Raw genomic sequence first — 17,002 nt, 5'->3', positions numbered from 1 at the left:
GATAATTGCCACTACTATTACACCCACAACTAATGCTAAAACCATGTTTAACAGAGCGTTGCTGTTGCTAGTCGTCAGATCGGGTTCGATATGGCCGTTAGATCGGGTTCGATAATTGCCACTACTATTACACCCACAACTAATGCTAAACCATGTTTAACAGAGCGTTGCTATTGCTAGTCGTTAGATTGGGTTCGATATGGCCGTTAGATCGGGTTCGATAATTACCACTGCTATTACACCCACAACTAATGCTAAAAACCATGTTTAACAGAGCGTTGCTGTTGCTAGTCGTCAGATCGGGTTCGTTTAGAACCTGGCTAACATATGAGATCATGTGTAAATGACTAGATTTAAGTAGCACTCATTGCTTGTTATTTTTTTTGTTGTCAGCTGCTCATTTTTTATCCCAATCCCCCCAGCTACATAGGTTTTAGCCAAAAAAACATAAAATCGATATAGGCAACTTTCTGACGTTTGAAAACGTACATGACAAAATGTTGGCATAGATTAGGGTAGGGAGCTAGAACTGTTACTAGCGAGTTCGCGTCGTAATAAGCTGCGTCTTTTATGATATCGATAATCAGTGTTTTTAGGCCCGTAATGAGCATTTTAAACTGAGAGCTGCAGCTGTAGCGGCTGGCTATGTCCTCCAAAAGCTTCCGCTAAAATCTCGCAACGCTTTTCCGTATAGCTTGGTGTTTGGCTAGGTGTGTGAAAGTGCTTCCAGTAGATCGTTTTCAGATTATCGGTTACATCTGGTAGCATCAACACTGTGTTTAAGAGGTAGTCTTCTGCCTCTTCATCCGTCTCAAAGCTTGTTTCAATATCGTACCGTCTATATGGATTTGTGTTCCAGCTATGGATAAATTCCATTGGCGACTCATATATTGCATTTGTAGCCTTCTCGAACAATGTCGGTTCGTCATACTCTTGCTCTCCACGATACTGCATGAATGGTTTAGAATCGATAGTACGCGCCCGTTCTTGCTCTGAGACGTACTTGCTAACAGCAGCCTTACCAGCTTTATTAGTAAACACACTTTGCGCGCGGTTGGCATCTGACGATCCTTTAAATCCAAAATCTTTAATGAGCGCCACGCGTTCAGCATACACTTTGCAGTCAGGTATATCTTTGCTGTTTTCCCTGTTTGCCTCGCTAATGCCGAGCAGGTGAACATCTGCCCAAGCTTTTCTTCCGTTCGGCTTTCGTATGCTTAACAGATCAATGCACTCCTGTCGGCTAAGTCTTGCTTCAACTTGCTTCCCATCAACTCTTATGGTTCTTAAGCAGGGTATACCAAGCGTTATGCGCGGATGACCGAGTAGCCTTAAAGCTTGCTGTGCGAAATTAACGATTCCCCATTGCGTTTTGTGAATAGGCAGAATAACTCGGCATTCATCGCATAGTTCAACAATTTCAGCTTGATAGGTATTGAGTACATCGAGCGCCCGAATTTCGTTGCCCGGTGCGTCAGGTATAACAACGCTCACTTTGTTGCGGTGACTTTTAGGCAGCAGGTTTATAAGCTCTCGATACTGGTCTAGGCACCACTTCGTGTCCACCGTTTTTCCTTTTTTACCCAAGGTTATTAGGCCGTTGTCGATAAAGGCGTGTTTTCCGGCTTTGATGTGAGCGACAAGCTGAGTCAGCTTAGCTAACGAACTAGCGGACTCCAGGTTGATAGCAGCTAGAGAAATCCCGACAGCGGAACCTGAACGAACAGCTGCATCAAATTCATTTTGATGTACACAACCTGATCGAAAGATAATCATAAATTTAATCTCCTAGCTATTGAGTGATGCTAAAGCCGCTTTAGGTGATTCTGCTTTGATGATGGTTTTTAATCGGCTCTTGAGTACGCCAATCCCACGGTGGCCACGAGAAGCATAGACATACTGAGCCTTATCCAACAGAGCTTTAAAGCTCGGTTCTTTTGACCATTGATCGAAAACCGCTAAGTAGTCATTCACGCAGATTACAAAGATATGTCTATTTTCAAGGTTGATGCTATTTAGCAGTTCTTCTGCTTTTGGACGCTGCTTTTGGATAAAGCGATCCCAGTCTTGGCTGAAGCGTTTCGGAAGTCGTTGCTCGTAAGGCGAGAGTACTGCATTGCTATTTATCAGGCCGTATTCAGCACTTAGAATCGCTAACTCGAACCGCTCTAGGATATCGGATGGCAGCATTGAGAATAATGCGCCTTTGTATAAGGAAATCGCTTGGCTAGGTTCGTCGTTCTTTCTGGCGCAGCAGTTGAGGATTAATAATGGTTTCATGCATCTCTCTTGATGTTGAGTTCTGATCGAGACTTCATATTAAGAGAGATAGCGGGAATGCAAGTAGCTAAGTGGCCTTAGATGTCGTTAGCTTAGTGAGGCTTACATAGGTGTAGTCATTATCTGTTCGTAGAATTTCACAGTCGTAGCCACCGTGGGTGTGAATCGCTTGAATCACCGCCTCTACTTCGCCCGATGATACAAAGAATTCTAGCGGCCTGATCTGGTTACTATTGTCATCAAAGCCAGTTTCAATTTCGCTGGGAGCCATATATATAATGCCACTTTCATATGTGTTGCCTGCCGAGTTCGTCAGTTGGGAGGGGAAATCGTGCTTTTCATATAAGTCGGTCAGAAGAATATATAAGTCATCAGCTTGCGTGAACCGAGATTTGTGCTCTTCATTGATTATTTGAATGGCCGTAAAACGCTCCTCAAGATTGCCTCCTTTCTTTCTAGCAATCGTCATGAGCGCCTTGATATCACTTTTTACAGCTTTGTACTTTGGTGACTTCAGCTTAGGTTTAAGCCACTTGATCAGAATTTCATTGCGAGTATGAATGGGTACAAAACGACGGTTGTTGGCGATGTGAAAGTAGAGATGTAATAAGCCATGGTAAATTAAGTCTGTAAGCTGCTGATGGTATTTTAGTTTGCTCATGAGGTGCTCGATGGTCCCAATTATGGAAGTAACCCTTTTAGTTACTAAATGACTAAAAGGGTTGCGGTATTGTAGGCACTTAGCCAATTATTTTGAAGTCACCAAGCGTAAAACAGTGCTGTAGCTATCGCTAACTATGGTGATACCGCTCTTAGTATGAAGACGTGCATAAAAATTAGCTGGATAGTCCGTCATCGTTGCATTCCAAGTGTTGATAAGCTGTCCCGTTCGCATGTCGAATTGTTTGAATACGTGATTTTCATTTCCTGGTCCTTTGTAGGCCGAATAGTAGACAACCGAGTGTTTGTCCAATCCTATTTGAAATGATCCACCATACATGCGGCCTAGCGCAAACGTTCCTATTCTATTGGTTAAATAATAGTAATCGTTGCTGACGCGATTGGAATCAAGATTCACTGACGAAATAAATACATCATCTGTTATCCAATCAACATTAATTTCTTCCAAAACTGTTGTGTGGCCTGTACCAGAAGCATTATGAAATTCCAAGATATGCGATTTCAGCTCTGCTTCACTTGCCGTGTTATATTTAGTTTCTATGCCGTTCTTATCGTATACGTAATATGCACCATCGCTTTCGTAGTGTGAGAACTCGCCTGATCGCGCTCGCACGTTGCGGTAGGAGAGCCAATTAGCATTAGCAAGTCGATTTGCAATTTCGCTGTCGCTGCCACGGTATATGACATTTCGCTGAGTAGTAATGACTTTAGCATCTGCATAGTCTAACTCCGAAGCATCAGGGTTAGCTCGCTGCAAATTTTTGTCTAGGTAGATAGTCGTGTCGTTGCTGTCAATTAGCGCTACAAATTCACGGTCTAAGTACCAGTCCGTGATTTCCATATCGCCAAATTGCTCTGACTGAGCCTTTATATCACCTGTTGAGCCGTCAAGGATAATGAACTTATTGCTAAAGCAGTTAGTGACAATAAGTGATTTATCGCTGGCCTCACGTACATAGCATGGATGGAAACCTTGTTCAGACAGATCGCTCGTGTAGGTAACAACTGAGAAATCTTTTTGTTCCCAAGCTAAATCGAGAGTAGATATGTCATAGCTGCCATTGTGTAGCTGATCTGGCGTTGTCGTGATGATTGACCCATTTTCAATCGTAAGAACTAAATCGTCCAGTTCGGCGTTACTGTAGGAATACTGTTGAAGGTGTTCCACCAGTTTTTTTGCATTTTCCTTAATGGCTACTTTTCCTTGTTTCGTATCTTTCAGATTATCGTACAGCAGGGTGTTGATTGAACGGTTGAGAACGTGTGTGTTCTTGTAATCATTAGCAATAAAATCCGCATCGATTTCATCTGGATTAATTCCTAGATCCGCTGCTAAGTCGTTCAACGTTAAGTTTTGTATAGCGGCCAATGTTGACAGGGGAGTGATGTGTCGAACCCCAGATTTGGCAATCATTTCTTTCGATTCCGATACTGTTCCGTTAATGTCTGAGTCGGTTGTAACGTTAGCTATTGCTCGTACAATAATGTCATAGTTTGTGTGCTTCTGATCAATGTCAATGGTGCCATCAGCCGCTGTTTTTCCTATGTATTCGTCATCGTCAGCAACCATGTCTCCATCAGCGTCAGCATAGACAAGTGCGCCCCCAAGGTAGCCGTCTAAAGCTCGATATTTTGACCGTTGGGATGTTGTGTTTGTCGTATCATCATTACCCACGGTATCGACACTGTCACCACCACATGCAGACAGAAGTGATGCGATTGCGGAGGTAAGTAGTAGTTTCTTCATTAAATTTACTCTCTTTGCTAATGTGAAGAAAGCGGTCACGATTAAAGAATCGCCACCGCCACGTTAATAGGGATTAGGCGTTTGTAGCTTCTGATTTGTTAGTCTTAAAGAGTGGGCATGTGTATGCGGTGTCATCAAATTCGATTAGACGATAACCCTCCTGAATCGCATGAGCCGCTATGCGATTAAACTCTTTTGATAAGCCTAGTTCGGTTTGGTAAACGTCAATAATGACTCGCATGTTGTCACTGTCGGCAGCGTAGGTCTGAACGAAAAAACCATTGGCTTTTTGTGTTACAAGCTGGTTTTGGCTGTCAGCCAGTATTTGTAGCTGAATCATATCGTCAGCGGTTAAATGGGAAGAAGACAGAGCCATAACTTGATACGTAGCGTAACCCTTGTTATTCATCATTTGTATTTGTTCCTTTGGAAAGTGGTATCTCTACCCTATTGCCAAAGTGTCAATTGCAAGTCTCTGATTAATAGTTTTTTGTCATCGTTAATGCCGATGATGAAATATCTAATGTCATTAACGTCAAACCTGCTCGAAACAGTCAGTTTTTAATGCCCTATTTGTGGTAAAAAAGGAATGACTGCTGGCAATAGTTGTATAAAACGACTGAAAATTCGGGCTGTGTCACTCAAATAGACAGTGTGAATCGAGACGTTGAATGAGCAAATCTGGTGCTTAGAATACATCGAAGGCTGATTAGGGAATGCCAAAGATAACTTATTGAAAAATAAAGAAAGGTCACTCATACGAATGATTCGTATGAGTGACCTCAAGCCAATGCTAAGCGGCTTGCTTCTGCTTTTCGTTTGCTAATTCTAGCTCTAGATCGTGTATGGTTTGCTTGAGCCCTGTTAAGGCCAATTCATGCTTAAATGGCTTAGCCAGTTCCTGAGCAACCAACGTTAACTGCTTATTCGCGTATGCGATACGTTTAGTCGCTACTATTGCAACATCCTTTAACGTGTCTAGATGCTCAGTCAGTCGGTTATAGACCCGACGACCCGAAGCATTTTCAATTTGGCTAGTGGTGCATACGTCGTGGTCGGCCGCACCACGAACAACAATGTTCCAACCGCTGCGTTTGCCTTTGATAGCTATCACTTTGAAACTGCCATAGTCGCAAAGTGGCTGTTCATCCCCTGTTCGGCTATAGTAGCTCTGTTTTTGCAGCGTCTTAATTGCCGATTCAAGCGGTTTAATATCAAGTGCAATGCTCGTATTACCTATTTTGAGGTTTAGCGGTGTTAATCCGGTTGCGTTTTTTGCGTCAGCTTCATAAGAGGACATAGCAAGAGTGCAGCTATCAACAATATGTGTATAGTATGCTTGGTCGTCCTGCAGCCTAAAGACTTTGCGCTTATGGCTACGCGCTAGCAGATTTAAGCGTTTTAACTCTTGCTGAGCTTTCACTAGATCCATGAGGCGAGTGTCACCAGAGACCAGCGCGGAAAGTGTTGCGAAGTCGATTTTTTCATCCTCGGATTCGTATTCTCTCGTATCGAGTGTACCGTTATTGAACTGAGCGATAAATTTAGCTTTTCTGTCGAGTAAAGATGTGAACCAGCTATCTAAGGTTTTCTCGGTGCAGTAGGTGAAGATTTCCACTTCCTTGATAAACCCTTGAAAATACGCTTTATTGGATTGACGCAGTATTCGGCCGTTACGTTGTTCTAGGTCGCCAGGTCGCAAGGGTAAGTCAATATTATGATTGGCGACAAGACGTTCATTTAGATTCCAACCAGTGCCAAGTTTACTGGTAGAACCTAATAAACAGTCGTAGCGTCCAGCGTTAAAGTCGGCTTTGAGTTTTGCTTTTTGAATGTCCGTCTTGAAATCATGGACTACGGCTACTCGAAGCCCATTTTCACTTAGAATGCGCTCTGCTTCATCATAGACAGAGAAGCTATTTGCAAGTAAGCTTTCCATGCCACCGGCCTTTTCAATGTTGTCAACGTATGCGATTGCATCAAGGTCGCCCGATTCTGCCAGCTTCATTTTTTCTCTAAACTCTTTCATTGCACCTGCTTTATGTCGTGCAGGACAACTACGGTCACAGAATACAAGTTGCGTTCCGTTGAAGTGCTTAACTTGATTGTGAATGTTGATTATGTTTTCACAAGCGGCATTTACAACAGAGTGAGTATTGTATTCATGCGGTCTAATGTGGCGAATGTCTAAGGATGTTTTTCTAGCTCGGTCGATGATAGCCAACATGTTATTGTCTTTGTTGTCGATATGCTTAGCATCAAAGACAATACGCTCGAATTCTTCATCTTGCGCATCTGAAATTGGCAAAATGATGTTGGTCACTTTCCCATTTTTAAGCGGTGGTATGGCTGGTCGACCATCCGGCAGCGTTGGTAAACGGTTTGTAAGTTGCTCACTTGATAACACCTCAGCAAAGGTTCTGTAAATCGCTAGTAATTCGCTTAGGTTCTGGAATTGCTTAATAGTCGTTGTTGATTTCAACGTCCTGCCTGTTGCTGCTAGTGAGTATTCAGTAATGGGGTTGGAGAACTGACGCAAAAAAGCATCTGTTCTGTGTAATCCGGTGTTAGCGATTTCTGGTGCAAATATCTTAAGCCAAGTCACAGTCTCAGTTATGGAGTTGCTTAGTGAACTGCCAGTACCGCCGAGGACACGACCGCCCGACTTCTGCAAATCACGGACTTTAACAAAAAAATCGAATGCCTTTTTAGAGCCTGTAGGGTTACCCATTCCTCGCACATTGCTATAAGTGGTGCTGAACGGGACATTCTTAAAAATCTGTTGTTCATCGCACATTAATGTGGTGATGCCTAGATCTGACCAATCTATAGATGACAAACGAGGTTTATTAATCACTTCCTCTAGTTCGGCCTCTTTCTTTTCGATGCGCTTTTCAATGCGTTTTACATTCAGGTTTTTGTTCTCGCATTCTTCAAGTGACTTTCTCAGATCGTCAATTTCTCCCTGTATTAGTTCGGTTAGGGTATCAATTGGGGCTGACAATGCACCAAATGTCGACTCTGGCAACACGAGTAGATCAAAATCATTGGTGCAGACGGTATTAAGCAGTTCTTCACGTTTCGATGGTGATAATCCAGCCTCAAGCGCAATCACATCACTTGCCGGAAACGTTGAGGACATAGTATTGGCAAACTGTGATACCAACGCATTAGGCATGACAATAGCTATACGCTCAGCCGCGCCATGGATGCGTTTTAGCGTATTGGCTACACCTTGGAAGATCAGCGTTTTACCAGAGCCTACCGCGCAGTCGAATAGCACGTTAGAGTTAAGCAAGCCGCGCATGATTGCACTTTTTTGATAATCATATGGCGACATAGAACAGCCCTCAAGCGTCAGCTTCGCGCTTAGGTTTGAGTAGTCGGGCACAACGAAGCTATTAAATTTGTCGTTGTACGTGCGCAATAGTTGCTCTCTGCGGTGTGCATCATTCCATATCCAATCGTCAAACTCTGCTCTGATTTCGTCTAACTTCGCGTTCGCTTCGGCTGTCGCTTCTTGATCGATCAGCTTAGCTCCTGTTGAGTCGGTGTATGTGATGGTAATCGGTGTGCCGTTCAATCCAGACTCGAGCAAGAGATCAAAAGTGCGCGCATTGGTCCCCCATGTTGTTGATGCTGCTCCCCAATACCCATGACCACCAGCTTTTACATGCCAACGGTCAGCTTGATACGTCACTGTAAAGTCTGAATTCTCACCCATTAGTCGGTTAGCAAAATCAACATAAAACTTTTCATCAATCCATAATGCGCCCATAACAGCGGTGATTTCCTCTGCTCCTAAGTCTTCTGGAATAACACGTTCTAGCGCAGTTAGGTTACGGTGATAAGTGGTGGCACAGGCACTAAGCGCATCTTGATATTTCTGTCTTACATTGCCGGAGAGGTAGCTTGCTGCATCGGTCAGTTTGCCAGAAAGTGGTTCGATAAAAGCTAGGCTATTGGATTCGCAATACTCTTTCGCTTCGTCCTTGCTCACATTCATTAGCTCAGCAATTCGATTGTAAGACAGGCTAGCGGATTCGTTCAGACAGATCGCCAGTGCTTCTTCGTAGCTCGATGCAGACTCTACGGTTACAAATGGCGTATACACACGTTTAGATAGAATTTGAGCTTTATTAAAGCTTTCCTTGATGCCCTCTTTCTTGTTCTCAGCGATAAAGTCAACTTCTAGCGCTTTGACTCGTAGATACATAGAACACGGGCGTAATAGACTCTTATTGCTAGTGCGCGATAGGCCACCAAACGCTTTTACATATCCGTCGTGCAATAGGTTTAGCTCTTCTCTTAGCTTTGCCAGTTGTAAGCGGCTTTGATTGCTTTGTTCTGCTTCTAACAACGCTTTAAGCGCATCTTTAACCGTGATGTAAGCTAATGTACGCTTTTCTTGGCCTCGGTTAGCAAAGGTTAATTCTTTGAATACCGCTTTTGTATGACCGTTCTCGTCGGTGCTGTCGTCGATTCGCTGATACACAGTCTCGTTTTGAGAAAATAGCTCAAACTTAGAAACGGGTTCTTGTGGTTCAACCTCAACCACATCAGAGGCAATGTTGAGAGAGCGATTAGGTGAGTGGTAAATAGGGCTAGTCGATAGAGAGTCTAGAGCTTCGCTAAGCTGCAGTTCTAAGTCACCAGTTGCGCTTACTTCACAACTGTTAAAACTCATGACCGCAGGTGCCGACACTGTACCTAAAATGCAGTCTGGATTGTTGATGTAATGGCGGTTGATGTGCGCGCCTGATGTGTGATCACCAGTATATAACCAATCAGGGTTCACCGTTGGAGTAGCCGTTTTTTGAAAAATCAACACATCGACAGGGAGCGTAACCCCCTCAGATTGAAACGCATTGCTCGGTAGTCGCACACTTGCCACTAGGTTAGCCATTTTCGCAATTTGGCGTCTCGTCGCTTCGTCTTTCTTGTCCATTACCCAAGTAGAGACAACAAAGCAAAGCAAACCGCCCTCACGAAGCTCTGATAAGCCTCGCAGTACAAAGTAGTTATGAATACTTTGATTGCCAAAACGTTGATCATGCGCTTTGATTGCGCCAAATGGAGGGTTAGAAATGACCAGATCGAAGTCACCAGAAGCGGGTATCTTGGCATGTTCCAAACGTTGGTTGATGTAAATCTTAGCCTTTGGGTTGAGGTGTCGAGCGATTGAGCCCACAGTTGGATCAAGCTCTACACCAACAAAACGGCCTGAGAAAGACGGATCGGCAAGGTGGATGAATTGACCACTTCCACAGCTTGGTTCTAAAACTCGGCCCTCAGTCAGACCAAGGCGGCACACTGTACGCCACATAGCGCGTACGATGAAATCAGGAGTAAAGTAGCTGTGAAGTACGCCTTTACGAGCCGTCGCGTAATCTTTTTCCGTTTCAAAGCTATCCTTTAGCTCTGTGTAACGTTCATGCTTCTTTTCAAAAGCTTTGGCCGCTTTACCATAGCCAAAGAAGCCTTTCAGTACGGCTAAGTCGTCAGTGCTCGGGGTTGCACCTGTATTGTCTAACTCAGTCGTTAGACGGATTGCCGCGATAATGCGGTCTACGTAGTTTGCTGCCAGTTCGACAGTCGCTTGCTTGGCAAGACTAGCCGTTTTAGCGATTGGGTTGAGAAAACCAAAAATACTGGTGCTGTTCATCGTTACGCCTCCTAATGTTGATTCACGGTTAGGTTAAAAGCGTTTTCGAGAATGCAAGGGATAAAGAAACGCACCCACTCAGGAGCATAGAGTTAGGGTGCGTTTGGAGTTGAAATAAAGATTAATCGGTGTGAGTGAGTCTGTCTTTCACTTGTTCTTCTTCGTCTTTTAAAGCTTCACCTTTGGGACACAAACAAAATCGAAATTCCAGCGCTTCGTGGTCAGCGCTTTGATAAACGCCCTCACAGCCAGTTTTCAGCATTGTCACCTCCGTTTCTATGGTGAATTAAGCGTAGGCTTTGTCCGACGTAATACGCGCCAATCCTTTAACTACGCGGTAGATACACCAGATAAGGTTTGCAATCAGGATCAGGTAGCCGATAATAAAGGCAGCCGTGATGATGCCAACAATGGTTAGACCAAGACCAACCCAAAATGTGGTTGTGATGTTGTTGTAGTGACTGTGGAATTTGGTGCCTTGAGCATCCGATTTTTTAATCATCGCCCACACCGCACCGATGATCCAAAAGATACCAGTGAATAAGCCGACTAGCATACAACCGTAAGCAATCATCGCGTTGGTTTTTGCCTGCTTATCTTTTTCAGATAGCTGTTCAGCAACAGCCCCGTTCTCTACAGTTTCTACCATCTCATTTTCCATTGTTGCTTCGTTATTCTCAGACATTAGTCTCTCCTATGTTCGTCTGATAAAAAATAGGTTGTCGTAGCCTTGTCGCAGCTACCTTCCCCTTTGGTTAAATTTTGAGTGTGGAAATTGAATTTGATATTGCAAATCCTGATATGAGCAACGTCAAACCACCACCTAATTTCGCTAGTACATTAACCTCAAGCCCTACAAGAGCAAAACCCATAACACAGCCTATGAGGGCAATTATTAACTGTACTAGCGCTTTTAATTTAGATGTTGCCATTGGATGTGATACTTCCCCCTATAGCTTAATTTCAGCCCACTTCTTGCCGCGCTTAATATCAGATACGTGGCACTGGTGAACATTGAATTGTTTGGCGATTGCCGCCTGTGTTAACTCTGTTGTCGCAAGAAGCGTTTTGATTGCTCTAACATCATTTTCAGTTAATTTGTTAGCGGCACGTTTATTGCCAATTCCTTGATGCGATTGTCTAACTAAATCCTCGCCACGCAGACCAGATTCATAGCGATTAACTAGAGTGGAAATAGGGATTCTGTAGCGATTACTTAACTCAGTCCAACCAACTTTTTCACCTTTGAAGTCAATCATCTATTTCACCCTTGAGGTCAATCATCTATTTCCAGCTTCCACTCAAATCAGATAATGCAAGTCCAAATCTAGTGAGTGTGTAAGAAGCTTCTTAATGTTTCTGACATCGTTTGAACTGTCAGGAAAATATCGGCATCAAAATTAATCTGCTCTGCGTTGTCGGCATCTTTCGGTGCAGGTTCGGTCGTGACCTTGTATTTAATTTTCGTTAACGCCAACGGGTTAACTTCGTTCACTTCAAAGCTAATATCACGGTTTGTTAGGCCGATAGCCGATACTCTATGACCTGCTATGTGCTCGTTAACCTCGTCACTGGTTCTTTGCTTAAAGCGGATCTCGCTCTCGTCAGCAAGGTTTGTCAGAGTGCAGTTACCGTCAAACTCAAATAGGGAATGCTCTGTACCGCCTAGGGCGCAATTGACCATTTGATTGACCGCATCATCGGGCTTAAAAGGTGAAGTTGGCAAAGAGCCTAGGACTTTACGTAAAGCCGAAATCACCTCTTCTGCCTTATTTTTACCTGATTCCACTCCAATTAGGCGCGTTCCATCCGCTTTTAAGTTGTTGAACAAGGCAACTTTTACCGATGATTTGCGAGTGAATGCTAAGGCTGCTAGCTCTTTGGTTGCGGTCAGTTTGATAAGGTCTTTCTCATCTTTGTTGAGTTTTTTGCCAATCTTAAACTGTGTGGCCGTAATGCGTTCTTGAGTCAGCTTTTTGATTTCTTGAGCGGGGATAACTTTGGATTCGGTTTGAAATTCCAAGATTTGAAAGTGACCATTATCCATGTTGTAGCAATGCATATCAGTGGGGCCAACAGGAATAAAACCAGAACGAGAGAGATCGGTAGGTTCGCAAGGTTTGAACGCACCATCTGTTGCCAACAGTTCGTCAAGCTTTTCGCTGCTTGGCAATGTCGCGTCCTCGCCTAAGCGATAGAAAGTCATCTTTGTCATCATGTTCGCACCTCAGAGTATTGGTATCTAACTCTATAAAGGCGCGCTTTACGAGAAAGGACTGGGTTAGCTGCCCTTATTGCGGTCTTTTTCTTGTAACGGTATTCCTTCTATCCATTTATCATATGTTCTATTCTCCCAAACGTTAGTTAGTGTGAACCATCGTAGAAGCAGAAAATATAACGCAAGCAATCAGTCGTCTTTTGTTCCCACTCGCTTAGACAGAGCTTCAAAGTCATAGAGTGATGCATCACCGTAGCTTTCGGTGACTACACCTGAGTCAGAGACGTCAACAAAATCGACGGTTTCTATACCTGATGGTCGAGCATACTGAATGCTGACACTTTGGTTTGGATACAGAGCCGCTAACTGGCTTTTCAGCTCAACAATCGACTTACAAGGCGTGTCATTTCCATAATCGCGTATCAAAAACATAACGCTATTCTCCATTAGTAAAAGGCCAAGAGTGCCACTTCCAAACGCAGTGGCGGCTAGAAAGCCTGATAGGAGGACGGTGCTGACGGTCGACTAGACCATCACTGCCACCAGCAATGCGAGAAACACCACTAATCCCACCAGTACAATTAAGTCGTCTTTGTTCGATAGCTTAGAAGTGTCCTCAATGGCTCCTATGGTGTTGGACGCTCTAATCGCTAGAGTAAGGCGTTTTGGTCAAAATCAAGGAAAAAGACGGCCGATGAAAGGCCGCCAAATATGAGGCTATTGTATTTGCGTGAGCAGACTCGGTTTACCAAAGGCTTTTAGGTTGCCGTTGGACGATGAAAATATGCTTCGCCAGAAGTTCTCTAATTCGTTGACCGATTTTTGGGATGAATAGCGTTTTGCTCCTTCGATGTAACCAGCTCCAATGACATAGATATCCGATTGATCAAAATTACCTTGAAATCCAGATTCTTCGATAGTCGTTAGGGCTTTGTCGGCATCAGTTACATAAACACTTCCGTTGCGATAGAAGCTTAAGGTCTCACTGTTTTCGAGCATGTCAGAAACAACAAGTACCACTTTTTTTTGTGCATTGGATGGTGCCACTAGATCATTCGATAGATTTAGGAGGGTACCAACAAGCTCGGTGCGTGGGTAGCTGTCTTGCTCACTTGGAAAAGCAGAGGCTAAACGTCCGTGAATCGGTTTGATGGCTGATTTTTGGTTGACCAGACAGTTCTCTAGGTTACGAAGCTTATTTCGGTTCATAGCATTTCGGTCTTTTTTAGACAAACTCGGCTCGAACGCGCCAGAGAACACAATGTCCGTATAATCACCTTCTGCTAGGGCTGAGAACGTAACGATAGTGATTTTGTCGCCCGAACGATTAAAGCGATTCATCTGTTTATGCACTGACTCTTTCAACGAGGTATTGAGGTTGACGGTCTTATCGATAATGACGAACAACTCTCTTTCTACTTGTGTTGGCTTGAGTTCACTGACGTTAGCCATGTCATAGCAAGATGGAATGTCATTTCTGTTACTGGCGTTGGTAACGGCTGCAGATACAGCCATTGCCAAAAGCAGAACCCATCGTTTCTTCATATATCAGCCCTCTATTCCTAGCTCTTTCATGAGTCGCGCTCGTTGCTCCTCTTCTGTTTCTATCCGAGCTTCTTGATCCTGAGCGACGTTAGCGCAGTGTTCAGCTAGTAGTTGCTCACGCATTTCTTCGTCCGTTAAGGTACTGGCCTGACGCTTCGCTTTTTTAATTTGATCAGCTTGAATAGTGCGAGACATTTCTTGAAGTGAACGCTCTAACTCTTGGTCTTTTTCCCACTGCAAGAAGTCATGGAAGCTGCGCTGTTCGGCTGTTGCTATCAATGCGGTAACCTCTGTCGATTGAGTGATATCTGGTAGCTTTTTAGCCATGCGCGTCTGCAAGCGTGTTAGTGATTTCTGAGCATAGTCAGCAACCTTGGAGGCTTGTACTTCATAGTGGGCTATGAATTCTTCTCGAGTCGCGAACTTGTGGGTATAGTCGTAGGCTTCACGGCTGAGTTTGCCTGCAAACCCGAAATTCATGGATACCCAAGTCGCAAACGCCTGTAATAAAGCGAACAGAATCGCCATGATGCCAAAGGTCGCCCAACTGCCTGCTTCGGTAGCGTTACACGCCTCATTAGTGCCATTGTCGATTGCAGCGCGGTTGTAATCGGGATCGATAGCCAGTGTTCCTGCATCACCATCGAGGGTACTAAAATCAAATGAACTTTCTGATTGAGTCATTTGAGTTTTACATATGGTATCCATCGTCATTGCCGATTCCATGGCTTTCACGCGAATGTAAGTCAGCGTTGTCGCGATCACAATGACAACCACAATGGTCGCAATTGACCAGTGGTATTTTTTCGTTGTAGAACCTAATTTTAAACGATTAAGTCGCTGAATATATGGTTTTTGTGTCATGTCTGATGGATTATCGATGCGACCTACGCGATCACCGACTTGAGCCGTGAGTTGCGGCTCAGGATCGCGGTCTGCTTTCCACAACAAACGCACGCTTTCAATCAATCGGTTACGGTGAATTTCTGCCCCCATAGAGTGCGTTACTAATGCGAGTGCAATCGCAAAACCAAAAGCTAGAATGTAGGACATCACTTGTCGAGTATCTTCACTGGCTGACAGATCAATAAAGCCGCTCATGGTGTAACTGAATCCGAAAGCCTCAAGGAATAGCACGAACATTAAACCAATAATCATCGGGCCGGTGAGTGGCTTACGGCCATCTTCACCGACTATATCCAAATAACGTTTACAGTCATCATAGTGTTGGCCAGAGCGGTAGTTCTGGTTGTAGTGTGGCTTGTAATCCTGGCAGATTTGACGTTCAGAATGAAACCAACCATTGGTGGATGTACTGTTTTTCGCCATACGATTGATTTTTCCAAAGATGGACGTTCGGTGTCGGAGACCGAGGAAAAATAAGCTTATTTGATCGCGATTTTTTTGAAGCAGCAGAATGACACAGACAGTCGCAATGACGACAATCAGTGCTCGTTGCCAGTGCGCTAGCAGCATCGAAAACATATCCATAAACGTTGTCCTTGATTAAAGTGAGAGCTGTAAAGTTAGATTCTTCTGATAAAGTTGGCCTTGACTCTTGTAGTACACTGCCATGTATTTCGTTTTATTCTCCCCCGTAGTCCGAAAAATCAAGTCGGCACACACCAACGGAGCTTCCGGATCTTTCGGGAATATTCGGTAGAGCAGTGCATTGTCACCCGGCGCGGTCTGCACATACATGTCATAGCTGTAATCGGCCGTGTTTTTATTGGGTTGGTAGTCCGTTATGAAAGACAAGGTTGGATCTTCAGACGCAATAAAATCCTTTTCTACTTGAACAGGGCGCAGCACGACAACAGTTTCACCTTTTTGCGGCATCGTGTTCCAGGAGGTTGAGAACAGAGCCGGAAATGAATTACCGACCTTTCCTTTTTTTCCATTAGAGTCTGATTGAGTCGGTCTCTCTATCATCGGGCATGATTCAATATCAAGGTTGGACGCTACTGCGGTAGGCATTAAGTTGAACCAACTGTCGGCATGATACGGTCCAAGGTAAGTAGCGATTGAGTGAGCAGCATCGTCTTGCTTGAACAATTTACCTTTCAATTTGAGCGGGTTCTTGTCCTTATAAGTGACTTTTTTCCGTTTCGTTTTAGTCTGAGTTTTGGCAACTTTGGTTGGATCAGTAAGGTTTTTCCATTTTTCGTTAACCACCAGCTGAGCCTGCTTGAATTGAATGATGGCGAACAGCTGCTCCTTGTCCATGTTACGAGACTCTGAATTATTGAAGATATCGACAATCTCAATACGACGATTTTGGCCTTGTCCTTCTTTGGTGTAATTCGGAGCAATTGGAACGGATTCACCCATACCGTATGACCAAGAACTCACTTTGCCGCGAGAAGCGGTATAAATCAGATCAGACACATACCGAGCCCGTTTTGCTGACAGTGATTTGTTTGACGATTCTTTGCCTACCGCATCGGTATGGCCGAGAACGAGTACATTGTGATTGGTATCTAGTGTGCGCAGATAGTCTTCAATAAAGTGCTGCAGTTTGGCCACGTTCTGAGGGCTCATCTCACTTTGCCCCGAAGCGAAGAATTCACCTTCTTTTGGCGTAATTGTAATAGAGTGGGCCATCATCGGATAAGCATCACTCGCTGCGCCTGTCCCACCAACAATATCGTGATTGAGTATGTAACCGACCTTTTCTGCCGCCTCAGTGAGCGTCTGAAGGCGATAGTCGTAGTAATGGTTGCTACCACACTCATCTACTATTCGCTGCCCATACACGAGCTCACACCCGTTCACATCGTGTGTGGCGATATAACTGCCAGAGCTACTACAGCCAGCTAATATAAGTGTTGCGAATGAAAATAAACTTCGTGCCTTCATAGACGGT

The 17,002-nt window shown here is 44.1% G+C and carries 15 protein-coding genes; all 15 read right to left on the bottom strand.

Annotated elements, in window-relative coordinates; genetic code table 11:
* Positions 1-612: 612 nt before the first annotated feature.
* Positions 613-1,776 (bottom strand): hypothetical protein, encoded by a 1,164-nt coding sequence (locus VTH8203_RS06850; protein WP_096992996.1) that lies wholly within the window; start codon positions 1,774-1,776, stop codon positions 613-615.
* Positions 1,777-1,788: 12 nt separating this feature from the next.
* On the bottom strand, positions 1,789-2,280 hold the full coding sequence (locus VTH8203_RS06845; protein ID WP_096992995.1) for a DUF6884 domain-containing protein: 492 nt from the start codon (positions 2,278-2,280) through the stop codon (positions 1,789-1,791).
* 67 nt (positions 2,281-2,347) lie between these two features.
* Positions 2,348-2,941 (bottom strand): DUF2913 family protein, encoded by a 594-nt coding sequence (locus tag VTH8203_RS06840; RefSeq protein WP_096992994.1) that lies wholly within the window; start codon positions 2,939-2,941, stop codon positions 2,348-2,350.
* A gap of 87 nt (positions 2,942-3,028) precedes the next feature.
* On the bottom strand, positions 3,029-4,708 hold the full coding sequence (locus VTH8203_RS06835; RefSeq protein WP_096992993.1) for a hypothetical protein: 1,680 nt from the start codon (positions 4,706-4,708) through the stop codon (positions 3,029-3,031).
* A 73-nt stretch (positions 4,709-4,781) separates the two neighbouring features.
* Positions 4,782-5,120: a DUF5983 family protein gene (locus VTH8203_RS06830; protein ID WP_096992992.1), complete on the bottom strand. Its 339-nt coding sequence runs from the start codon at positions 5,118-5,120 to the stop codon at positions 4,782-4,784.
* Between the two features lie 381 nt (positions 5,121-5,501).
* Positions 5,502-10,373 carry a helicase-like domain-containing protein gene (locus VTH8203_RS06825; protein WP_096992991.1) on the bottom strand — a complete coding sequence of 1,624 codons (4,872 nt, stop codon included), beginning with the start codon at positions 10,371-10,373 and terminating at the stop codon, positions 5,502-5,504.
* 121 nt (positions 10,374-10,494) lie between these two features.
* On the bottom strand, positions 10,495-10,635 hold the full coding sequence (locus tag VTH8203_RS24445; protein ID WP_158296071.1) for a hypothetical protein: 141 nt from the start codon (positions 10,633-10,635) through the stop codon (positions 10,495-10,497).
* Between the two features lie 24 nt (positions 10,636-10,659).
* Entirely contained in the window at positions 10,660-11,058 is a 399-nt protein-coding gene (locus tag VTH8203_RS06820; RefSeq protein ID WP_244181153.1) for a DUF4870 family protein, read from the bottom strand.
* A 70-nt stretch (positions 11,059-11,128) separates the two neighbouring features.
* Complete coding sequence (locus VTH8203_RS24440; RefSeq protein ID WP_158296070.1) at positions 11,129-11,305, bottom strand: hypothetical protein; 177 nt, start codon at positions 11,303-11,305, stop codon at positions 11,129-11,131.
* An 18-nt stretch (positions 11,306-11,323) separates the two neighbouring features.
* Positions 11,324-11,632, bottom strand: coding sequence for a helix-turn-helix domain-containing protein (locus VTH8203_RS06815; RefSeq protein WP_096992990.1), 309 nt, complete (start codon positions 11,630-11,632; stop codon positions 11,324-11,326).
* A 68-nt stretch (positions 11,633-11,700) separates the two neighbouring features.
* The gene (gene rdgC / locus VTH8203_RS06810; RefSeq protein WP_096992989.1) at positions 11,701-12,591 is read right to left on the bottom strand and encodes a recombination-associated protein RdgC; all 891 of its coding nucleotides are present in this window, start codon (positions 12,589-12,591) and stop codon (positions 11,701-11,703) included.
* Positions 12,592-12,780: 189 nt separating this feature from the next.
* Positions 12,781-13,023 (bottom strand): hypothetical protein, encoded by a 243-nt coding sequence (locus VTH8203_RS06805; RefSeq protein WP_096992988.1) that lies wholly within the window; start codon positions 13,021-13,023, stop codon positions 12,781-12,783.
* A 285-nt stretch (positions 13,024-13,308) separates the two neighbouring features.
* A complete protein-coding gene (locus tag VTH8203_RS06800; protein WP_096992987.1) occupies positions 13,309-14,136 on the bottom strand; it encodes a hypothetical protein in 828 nt (275 codons plus the stop codon).
* A 3-nt stretch (positions 14,137-14,139) separates the two neighbouring features.
* Positions 14,140-15,627 (bottom strand): KIAA2012 family protein, encoded by a 1,488-nt coding sequence (locus VTH8203_RS06795; RefSeq protein ID WP_096992986.1) that lies wholly within the window; start codon positions 15,625-15,627, stop codon positions 14,140-14,142.
* A 15-nt stretch (positions 15,628-15,642) separates the two neighbouring features.
* On the bottom strand, positions 15,643-16,995 hold the full coding sequence (locus VTH8203_RS06790; protein WP_096992985.1) for an OmpA family protein: 1,353 nt from the start codon (positions 16,993-16,995) through the stop codon (positions 15,643-15,645).
* Positions 16,996-17,002: the final 7 nt, after the last annotated feature.

The sequence above is a fragment of the Vibrio thalassae genome, from assembly GCF_900089835.1.
GTDB lineage: Bacteria > Pseudomonadota > Gammaproteobacteria > Enterobacterales > Vibrionaceae > Vibrio > Vibrio thalassae.
This window is presented reverse-complemented; position numbering and strand designations above follow the sequence as displayed.